This window comes from Dactylosporangium sp. NPDC049525 (assembly GCF_040676755.1).
Taxonomy (GTDB): Bacteria; Actinomycetota; Actinomycetes; order Mycobacteriales; family Micromonosporaceae; genus Dactylosporangium.
In genome coordinates this window covers 1-9,327 of sequence record NZ_JBFAPO010000123.1, presented here as the reverse complement: position 1 = coordinate 9,327, position 9,327 = coordinate 1, and the positions used below count along the sequence as shown (strand labels likewise).

General features: G+C 73.6%; 7 protein-coding genes and 1 pseudogene. 5 read left to right on the top strand and 3 right to left on the bottom strand.

The features are described from left to right. On the top strand, nt 1–1,437 hold a 1,437-nt coding region (locus AB0K00_RS57135; RefSeq protein WP_363540003.1), incomplete at its 5' end, for a DUF4132 domain-containing protein. Nucleotides 1,438–2,281: 844 nt separating this feature from the next. Here AB0K00_RS57135 and AB0K00_RS57130 read toward each other — a convergent pair. Both AB0K00_RS57130 and AB0K00_RS57125 read right to left on the bottom strand, forming a co-directional pair. Continuing rightward, nucleotides 2,282–4,594, bottom strand: a complete 2,313-nt coding sequence (locus AB0K00_RS57130) for an FtsX-like permease family protein (protein ID WP_363540001.1) — start codon at nt 4,592–4,594, stop codon at nt 2,282–2,284. A gap of 141 nt (nt 4,595–4,735) precedes the next feature. Then, nucleotides 4,736–5,437, bottom strand: coding sequence for an ABC transporter ATP-binding protein (locus AB0K00_RS57125; protein ID WP_363539999.1), 702 nt, complete (start codon nt 5,435–5,437; stop codon nt 4,736–4,738). Between the two features lie 176 nt (nt 5,438–5,613). Here AB0K00_RS57125 and AB0K00_RS57120 point away from each other — a divergent pair, with 176 nt between their 5' ends. From AB0K00_RS57120 to AB0K00_RS57105, 4 genes are read left to right on the top strand one after another with little or no spacing between them, the layout of a single operon-like run. Beyond that, nucleotides 5,614–6,414, top strand: coding sequence for a histidine kinase (locus AB0K00_RS57120; RefSeq protein WP_363540005.1), 801 nt, complete (start codon nt 5,614–5,616; stop codon nt 6,412–6,414). 52 nt (nt 6,415–6,466) lie between these two features. After that, complete coding sequence (locus tag AB0K00_RS57115; protein WP_363539998.1) at nt 6,467–7,144, top strand: response regulator transcription factor; 678 nt, start codon at nt 6,467–6,469, stop codon at nt 7,142–7,144. Between the two features lie 55 nt (nt 7,145–7,199). Then, the gene (locus tag AB0K00_RS57110) at nt 7,200–8,063 is read left to right on the top strand and encodes an SDR family oxidoreductase (RefSeq protein WP_363539996.1); all 864 of its coding nucleotides are present in this window, start codon (nt 7,200–7,202) and stop codon (nt 8,061–8,063) included. Between the two features lie 5 nt (nt 8,064–8,068). Beyond that, nucleotides 8,069–8,893, top strand: a complete 825-nt coding sequence (locus AB0K00_RS57105; protein ID WP_363539994.1) for a helix-turn-helix transcriptional regulator — start codon at nt 8,069–8,071, stop codon at nt 8,891–8,893. Here AB0K00_RS57105 and AB0K00_RS57100 read toward each other — a convergent pair. Next, a pseudogene (locus AB0K00_RS57100) lies at nt 8,880–9,327 on the bottom strand (glycosyltransferase); the annotation flags it as partial. The gene AB0K00_RS57105 and the pseudogene AB0K00_RS57100 sit on opposite strands and share 14 nt — an antisense overlap.

Genomic DNA, 9,327 nt, shown 5'->3' with positions numbered 1-9,327 from the left:
GCCGACGTGCCGCCGCCGCCGCTTGCTGCTGCCGACGTGCCGCCGCCGCCGCTTGCTGCTGCCGACGTGCCGCCGCTCGCTGCTGTCGATGGTGCCGTCGCATCCGTTGCGGCCGTCGAAGCGCTGCTGGTCCGCCTCGCGGTCTGCGACGCCGACACCGTGCACCCCGGCGTCCTCGCCGCCCGCGCCGCGTGGACCCCGGCGTCGCGGGCCGCGTTCGCACTGGAGCTCTTCGAGCGCTGGCTCGCCGCCGGCGCCCCCGCCACCGACGGCTGGTGCATGCAGGCCGTCGGGCTGATCGGTGACGACGCCGGCGCCCGGCGCATCGCCGCGCTCGCCAAGCAGTGGCCCGGCCAGGGCGCCGGCGCCCGCGCGCAGGCCGCCCTCGACGCGCTGCGGCACCGCAGCACCGACGCCGCCCTCATCGAGCTCAACCTGCTCGCCGAGAAGTCCAGGTTCCCCGTCTTCAAGAAGGTCGCCCGCCAGCACATCGAGGCGATCGCCGACCTGCGCGGCCTCACCCCCGACGAGCTCGCCGACCGCCTCGTGCCGACCCTCGGCCTCGACGACGACGGCGACACGGTCGACACCGACGCCGGCACCTTCCGCATCGCCTTCGACCACCAGCTGCTGCCCGTCGTCCGCGACGCCACCGGCCGGGTCCACGCCGAGCTGCCCAAACCGGCCCGCGGCGAGGACAAGCAGCGGCACAAGACAGCGAAGGACCGCATCGCCGCGCTCCGCAAGGAGGCCCGCGCCTCCGCCTCCCTGCACGTGTCCCGGCTGGAGCGCGCCATGTGCACCGGCCGCCGCGTGCCCGCCGCCATCTTCCTCGACCGTTTCGCCACCCACCCGTGGATGAGCCACCTCGCCCGCCGCCTCGTCTGGGGCGTCTTCGCCGGTGCCACGCTCGTGTCCACCCTCCGCGTCGCCGAGGACGGCTCCCTCGCCACCATCACTGATGAGCCCGCGACCCTGCCACCCGACGCGACCGTCGGCGTCCTGCACCCGCTCGAGTTCCCTACCGGCGCCCTCACCACGTGGTCCGAGGTGTTCGCCGACTACGCGCTGCTCCAGCCATTCGAGCAGCTCAGCCGCCCCTTCCACAACATCACCACCGCCGAACGCACCGCCACCGCCATCGACCGCTTCGAGGGCCACAAGGTGACCTACGCCGTGCTGCGCGGCCTGGAGCGGCACGGCTGGACCCGCTGGTACGACGCCGCCGTCCAGATGGCCAAGCCGATCGGCGGCGGCGCCTACGCGATCCTCACCACCGACCCCGGCTGGCACGCCTCCGACACCGTCGACACCGCCCCACCACAGACGATCGGCGACCTGCTCCTCGCCGGCGCCGACACCCACACCCGCGCCTTCGGCGACCTGCCCCCGGTCACCTTCTCCGAACTGATCCACGACCTACGGATCGTGACCTGAGCACACGCCAGCGGTCTCACCCCGCGCAGCACCCTTCCGACGAGACCCGCCACTGCCCACAAGACACCGCTTGCGTCCAGCTCCCCTGGGTTCCGAGCCACGACCCGACGTTCCGAGGCCGGCCCGACGGATGAGCCAGGTTCATCACCGGCGCCCTTCGCCGCGTGGCGCCGTCGCTCGCCGATGGCGGCTGCCGCCGCTGCGCCGGCCCGGTCCCCGACTGTCATCGCAACTGCCACCGCGACGCGGGCTCGGTCACCGGCCGTCATCGCTACACGCGCTCGGGTCGCTGGCCGCCACCGCGACGCGGGCTTGGGTCGCTGGCCGTCACGGCCACTCAACCACGGTGCCGGTCCGGGCCGCCGGCGGTGACCTCGCCTCGCCCGCGGCTTCCCCGGCGGCGGCGGGTCGTGTGGTGTCCGCTGGGTTTCCGCGGGGTGGATTGTTCCGACAACCCGAAGGATCTCCGGGGTCAGAGCACCGGGGTTCCCTTCGGGTTGTCGGTGGAATGCTGGCGAGTCGGTTGCGGGCGCGGCGAGTGTGGCAGTGATCCGGTTCATGTCACAAGGCGATCTACCGCACATACCGAAACGCACCAGGCTCCAGCAGGCCAGTGGTCCACCACATTGTGACAGCGGGCGGGACACTTGGGCGCGCGGCCTTCCGGCGCCGGCGAACATTGACAACGCGGTGCATCGCTGTCGTCAGCAGACCAGGGATGCACCGCGTTGTGCGAAATGCGGGTGGGCGAAGGCCGAGGCGCCTGAGCACGGCTCCGCAGCGTTCAGGCGATGGTGGGTTCCACGGTCCGGTAGCGCAGTTCGGCTTGCGGGGCGGGCGGGGGTCACTCGGTGTGCAGGACCTCCGCGATGGTGAGGCGGGCGGCGGCACGGGCAGGGATGATCGCGCCGAGGATCGCGATCACGGCGCCGGCGACGGCCAGGAGCAGCAGTGTCCCCGGCTGCCACACGTCCAGCAGCGACCTGGGGATGTCCACCTTCGCCGCGTGGGCGGCCATCGGCATGACATACCGGTGGGCGAGGATGCCCACGGGGACGCCCACGAGGCCGCCGACGAGGCCGAGGCCGGCCATCGACGTCACCGTCATCACGACCACCTGCCGCGGGGTCATGCCGATCGACTTGAGCATGCCGAGGTCGCGGCGGCGCTCCCGGACGTTGAGCACCACGGTGTTGAAGATACTGAGTGCGGCGACGGTGCCGAGCATCAGCGACAGCGCGACCGACAGGCTGATCATCGAGACCGTGAACGGGTTGACGCCTGAGTTGTCCCACGCGTTGAGCCCGGGGTCGGCGGCGCGGACCGAGGCGAGGTAGGCCTGCAGGTCGGTGCCGGGGGTGAGCGCCACCTCGAACAGCACCTCGTGGTTGGCGACCGGTCGGCCCGGCGCGAGCCTGTCCAGGGTCTCCCAGGCGGTGAGCAGGCCGGCGCCGCCCGGCGAGCCGTTGACGGTCTCGCCCACGACGGTCACCTCGGTGCGGCCACCGTCGAGCTCCAGCGTGAACCGGTCGCCGATCTTGAAGCCGCGCTCGTGCAGCAGCGTCGAGGGGACCACCACCTCGCCGGGGCCCCGCAGCCAGCGTCCCTCGACGAGCTGCTCCTTGAACCCGACCTCGTCGAGGTCGCCGCGCAGGAACACCACCGGGATCGCCTGGGTCTGCCCGACGGCGGAGATCTCGATCCCGAACTCGGCGGTCACGTGCCGGGTGCCGGGCAGCGACCGCAGCAGCCGCTCGACCTCCACGTCGGAACGGGTCGTCACCCCTTGGTGGAAGCCCGGGTTCAGCGGCCGGACCGCGACCGGGGCGGTCTCGACCCGGTCGGCGAGGCCGGAGAACCGGGCCGCGGAGGTGGTGAGCCCGCTGGCGAACGTCACCGTGGTCACGCCGAGCACGACCGCGGCGACGGTCAGGGCGGTGCGGGCCGGCCGGGCGAACGGCAGGCCCAGCCCGAGGCTCACCGACCGGGGCAGCCGGACCCCGCTCAGCCACCGCTGCACCCGCCTGCCACGCCCGCCACGGGGGGCGCTGCCGGCGCTGATCGCCTCGGCGGCCGGGAGCCGGCGGGCCCGCGACGCCGGCAGCAGTGCGGCGAGCAGCACCACGCCCAGCACCCCGGCCACCGCCGTGAGCTGCACGCCGTAGCCGCGGCCGACGTCACCGCTGAAGCCGAGCCCGAGGAAGGCGTTGGTCAGCAGCGGCCGCGCCGCGAACTGGCCCGCGAGGGCGCCGAGCACGCACCCCACCAGCGCCGGCACCGAGACCATCGTCAGGTAGACAGCGACGACCTGCACCGGGGTGAAGCCGATGGCCTTGAGGATGCCGATGTGCCGATAGCCGGAGACGACCGCGCCGCTGACGACGTTGGCAACGACCAGGATCGCGACGAGGAGCCCCAGGAGCCCGAAGACGACCAGGAACGGCACGTAGGCGCCCGGCCCGGCCGCGACCTTCTCCTTGATCACCAGGTAGGAGCTGGTCGCGAGCAGTCCCTGCGACGGCAGCGCGGCGGTGAAGGCCCCGACGGCCGGCTCATCCGGCGCGCCGCGCAGCCGGTACAGCATCTGGACGGCGGTCGGGTGCAGCGCCGCCAACTGTGCCGGGGCGACCCACGCGTCGGCGGTCCGGCTGACGCTGTACGCGAAGCCGACAACCGTGAGCGGTGGCGCGCCCGGCAGGTGGATGACGGTCCCGACCTCCGAGCGGGGGTGGTAGCCGGGGGCCGGCGGGAGCTCCGCCACGACGATCTCGCCGGGTGCGGTCGCCCAGCGCCCGTCCCACAGGTCGACCCGGTCGACCGGGCCGCCCGGGTCGGCGCGGCCGACGACGGTGATCGAGTCGGGCAGGTGGATCAGCTCGATGTCCGTCGGCACGTCCACCACCGCCTGCTCGAACGGCCCGGCGGTCGCTACCGCGCCGGCCGGCGCGGACCCGGCGGACCCCGGCTCGAAGACGGCCACGACGTGGGCGCCGGCCTGCTCGTCGAAGACCCGGTCGAACGGCGCCGACGACGCGTCCAGTAGCCGCAGCGCTACCACGATCGTGGCGGTGGAGAACAGCACGACGATCCCGATGACGACGGTCTGCAGCCGACGGCGGCGCACGGCCGCCCGCGCGGCCCGCCACACCGCGCTCACGCCGTCACCTCCGCGGCGCTCGTGCCTGCTCCTCGACGACGCTCCGGGCCGCTCACGCCGTCACCTCCGCTACGCTCCGGCGCCGCCCTGAGCCAAACCTGCAACCTGGTTCGCAGCACCTCCGCTGCGCTCCGGCGCCGCTCACGGTGTGCGCTCCAGGCTGCGTTCGCCGACGATGCGGCCGTCGGCGACGGACACGACGCGGCTTGCGCAGCGCTCGGCCATGCGCTCGTCGTGGGTGACGAGCAGGAGCGTCTGGCCGATCTGGTTGAGGTCGAGCAGCAGGTCCATCACCTGCTCGCCGGCGTGGCTGTCCAGTGCGCCGGTGGGCTCGTCGGCGAGCAGCAGCGCCGGGCGGTTCATCAGTGCGCGGGCGACCGCGACCCGCTGCCGCTCGCCGCCGCTGAGGACCGCCGGATAGGCGTTGCGCCGGTCGGCGATGCCGAGCTCGTCGAGCAGCTCCATGGCCCGCCGCCGGGCCTGGCCCGCCGACACGCCGGTGAGCTGGGCGGCGAGTGCCACGTTCTCCAGGGCGGGCAGGTCGTCGAGGAGATTGAAGAACTGGAAGATCATGCCGATCCGTTTCCGGCGGAACAGCGCGAGCCCGGTCTCGCTGAGCCGGCCGAGGTCCTCGCCGTGCACGACGACGCTGCCGGCGCTCGGGCGGTCCAGCCCGGCGATCATGTTCAGCAGCGTCGACTTGCCGCAGCCGGACGGGCCCATCACGGCGACGGCCTCGCCCGCCCGGATCTCCAGCGACACCCCGTCCAGCGCTGTCGTGTCCCCGTATTCCTTGCGCACGCCGTCGAGCCGCACCACGACCCGCTCCCCGTCACCATCCATGCCAAGCAACGTAGAACCCGCACGGTGCGGGCGCGTCCTTCCACGGATGCATACGCCCCGCGCGGCGGGTCATCCTGTGGTCGTACGTCGCCGGGACGTCGTACATCGCTGGGAAGATGCGGCGCGGACGGCGCGTCTGCGAAGGTAGGCCGGTGTGGACCTCAGCAGCGCTCGGCATCGCGCTCGCGGGCGCGTGCGCCGTTGCCGCCGTGCTGGCCGTGGCGCTGCGGCGGGCCCGGCGCCGGCACGCGCAGGCCCTCGGCGAGCGCGGTTGGCTGCTGGAGCGCGAGCGGGAGCTGGCGGCGCGGACCGCGGTCGACGCGGAGCGGGCCAGGATCGCCCGGGAGCTGCACGACATCGTCAGCCACACGGTCAGCGTGATGGTCGTGCAGGCGTCCGCGGCCCGGGAGGTGCTGACCACGATGCCCGAAGAGGCCTCGACCGCGCTGCGCGCGGTGGAGGACGCCGGCCGGGGCGCGCTCACGGAGCTGCGGCATCTGCTGGGCCTGCTCGCACCCGGCGCCGCGGGCGAGGACGAGGCCGGCGCGGCCGACACGCTGGAGCCGCAGCCGAGCCTGCGCCGGCTCTCCGCGCTGGTGGACCGGATCGCGTTCGCCGGGCTGCCGGTCGAGGTCCGCATCTCGGGCGAGCCCCGCCCGCTGCCCGCGGGCATCGACCTGACCGCGTATCGGATCGTGCAGGAGGCCCTGACCAACGCGCTGAAACACGGCGACGGCGGCAAGGCCGAGGTGACGGTCCGCTACGCCGAGCATTCCCTGCGCGTCGAGGTGCTCAACAGCGGGCCGAGCGTGCTGAAGTCCGACCCGCCCGGCAGGCCCGCCGGCACCACCGGGCCCGGGCAGGGCCTCACCGGGCTGCGGGCCAGGGTCGCGGTGTATGGCGGCGACCTCGACGCCCGGCGCCGCCTCGGCGGCGGCTACCGCGTCCGCGCCCGCATCCCACTGGATCCGCCATGAGCGACCCGGCACGAACAAACCGGCACGAGCGACCCGCCATGAGCGACCCGGCATGAGCGAACACCAGCCCAGGGTCCTCGTCGTGGACGACCAGGAGCTGATCCGGACCGGGTTCCGGCTCATCCTGACCGCCCGCGGCATCGACGTCGTCGGGGAGGCCGCCGACGGCGCCCAAGCGGTCCAGGCCGCCGCCGAGCTGTCCCCCGACGTGATCCTGATGGACATCCGGATGCCGGTCATGGACGGCCTCGAGGCGACCCGGCGCATCCTGGAGCAGCTGCCCACCTGCCGGATCCTGATGCTGACCACGTTCGACCTGGACCGCTACGTGTACGCGGCGCTACGCATCGGCGCCAGCGGCTTCCTGCTCAAGGACGTGACCGCCGACCATCTCGTCGGCGCGGTCCGGCTCGTCGGCACCGGCGACGCGCTGCTCGCCCCGTCCATCACCCGCCGCCTGGTGGAACGGTTCGCGGCCCAGGACGAGCCACCGAAAGCGCCCCAGGCCCACGACGAGGCCCTCGCCCCGCTGACGCCCCGCGAGCGCGAGGTCCTGGCCCTGATGGGTCGCGGCCGGTCCAACGCCGAGCTCGCCGCGGCGCTGTTCCTCAGCGAGGCCACCGTGAAGACCCACGTGGCCCGGATCTTCGCCAAGCTCGCGTTGCGGGACCGGGCGCAGGCGGTGGTGGTGGCATATGAGACGGGCCTGGTCGTACCCGGGGACAAGTAGTCCCCGGTTGAGCTGAGCCTTCATCCGCCCGGCGACCGGCGCGACGCTGAACGGCATGACCCTCGATCTCACCGTCCCCGACCTGACCGGCAAGCTCGCGATCGTCACCGGCGCCAGCGACGGCCTCGGCCGGGTGCTCGCGGGCCGGCTTGCCGCCGCCGGCGCCGAGCTCGTCCTGCCGGTCCGCGACCTGGCCAAGGCCGAGCGGACCCTTGCGCACGTGCACCACAAGACACTGCGGCGCGCCGACCTCGCGTCGCTCGACGACGTGGCCGGGTTCGCGCAGAGCGTCGACCGGCCCGTTCACCTGCTGGTGAACAACGCGGGCATCATGGCGCCGCCGGCAAGGCAGACCTCCCGTGACGGGCTGGAGCTGCAGTTCGCCACCAACCACCTGAGCCACTTCGCACTAGTGCACCACCTGCTGCCGCGGCTCAAGGAAGGCCGGGCGAGGGTCACGTCGGTGGTGAGCTTCGGTGCCCGCGACGGCCGGATCGCCTGGGACGACCTGCAGAGCGGTCGCGACTACCGGCCGATGCGCGCCTACAACCAGTCGAAGCTCGCGCAGCTGCTGTTCGCGCTCGAGCTGGACCGGCGCAGCACCGGCAACGGCTGGGGCATCACCAGCAACGCCGCCCACCCCGGGCTCGCCTCGACCAATCTGCAGGCAAGGACGCCACTGGACCGTTGGTTCAAGCGGCTGTCACGGGCCGGAGTGCTCGTGCAGACCGCCGAGCAGGGCGTCCGGCCCACGGTGTACGCGGTCAGCAGCCCGCACGCCCGCGGCGGTGCCTTCTACGGGCCGGGCGGCCTCGCGCACCTGACCGGGGCACCGGCGGAGCAGCGGCCGTACCGCAGCGCCCGCTCCGCACAGGACGCCGAACGCATCTGGGCGGTCAGCGAGGAGCTCGTAGGGTGAGGTCCATGGACCGGGCACAACTGGCGCAGTTCCTGCGGACGCGGCGCGAGGCCCTGCAGCCCGAGGACGTCGGGCTGCCCCGCGGGCCGCGCCGGCGCACGGGCGGCCTGCGGCGGGAGGAGGTCGCCGCGCTGTGCGGCATGTCGGCCGACTACTACGGCCGCATCGAGCAGCAGCGCGGCCCGAAGCCGTCGGAGCAGATGCTCGCCGCGCTCGCCCGCGGGCTGCGGCTGACCCTGGAGGAACGGGACCACCTGTTCCGGCTCGGCGGTCACGTGACGCCGCACCGGTTCGCCCGCGCGGATCACGTCAACCCGGGCATGATGCGCGTCCTGGACCGGCTCGACGACACGCCGGCGCAGGTGATGAACTCGCTCGGCGAGACGCTCGTGCAGACGCGGCTCGCGGTCGCCCTCCTCGGCGACGAGACGGCGTTCGACGGGCCGGCCCGCAGCGTGGTGTACCGCTGGTTCACCGACCCCACGTCGCGGGGCGTCTACCCCGAGGAGGACCACCCGACGCACGCGCGGATCTTCACCGCACTGCTGCGGGAGGCGTACACCCGCGAAGGCCGCACCGGCAGGGCCGCGACGCTGGTCGAGACCCTGCTGACCGCCAGCGCCGAGTTCGCTGAGGCCTGGCGGGAGCACGTGGTCGGGGTGCGCCACACGGACCTCAAACGGGTCCAGCACCCCGAACTCGGGGTGCTGGAGCTGCACTGCCAGACGCTCGTCGACCCGGATCAGTCGCAGGCGCTGCTGGTCTTCACCGCCGTGCCGGGGTCGCAGAGCGCGGAGAAGCTGGCCCTGCTGCGGGTCATCGCCCCGTAGCGACCTGCAGCGTCGACAGCAGCGCGAGGGTGGACTCCGCGCCCTGGTTGAGGTTCGGGCCGTCCGCGGTGAGGCCGTCGAACCCGCCGCCGGTCAGCGGATCCCACATCGCGACACCGCCGTCGTTCTCGCCCTGGAACCAGCCGGCGGACTGCCGCACGACCAGGTCCCAGTAGCGCTGCCCGGTCGCGGCGGTCGCGGTCGCGGCGGCGTCGGCGAGCGCGGCGACCTCGATCGGCTGCTGGTCGAACTGTTCGCGCGGGCCGTCGCGGCGCCAGCCGGTGGCGGGGACGACCGACAGCCGGCCGTCGGACTCCTGGACGCCGTGCAGCCAGCGCAGCATCCGCAGGCCGCCGGCGAGCAGCGCGTCGTCGCGCAGGAGGTGACCCGCGGCGACGACGACCTCGGCCAGGGACGCGTTGCCATACGTCAGC

Bases quoted from the DNA above. Each gene is read 5' to 3' on its own strand.
- AB0K00_RS57105 (WP_363539994.1), top strand. From the start codon at position 8,069: ATGGACCGGGCACAACTGGCGCAGTTCCTGCGGACGCGGCGCGAGGCC.
- AB0K00_RS57115 (WP_363539998.1), top strand. From the start codon at position 6,467: ATGAGCGAACACCAGCCCAGGGTCCTCGTCGTGGACGACCAGGAGCTG.
- AB0K00_RS57125 (WP_363539999.1), bottom strand. From the start codon at position 5,437: ATGGATGGTGACGGGGAGCGGGTCGTGGTGCGGCTCGACGGCGTGCGC.
- AB0K00_RS57110 (WP_363539996.1), top strand. From the start codon at position 7,200: ATGACCCTCGATCTCACCGTCCCCGACCTGACCGGCAAGCTCGCGATC.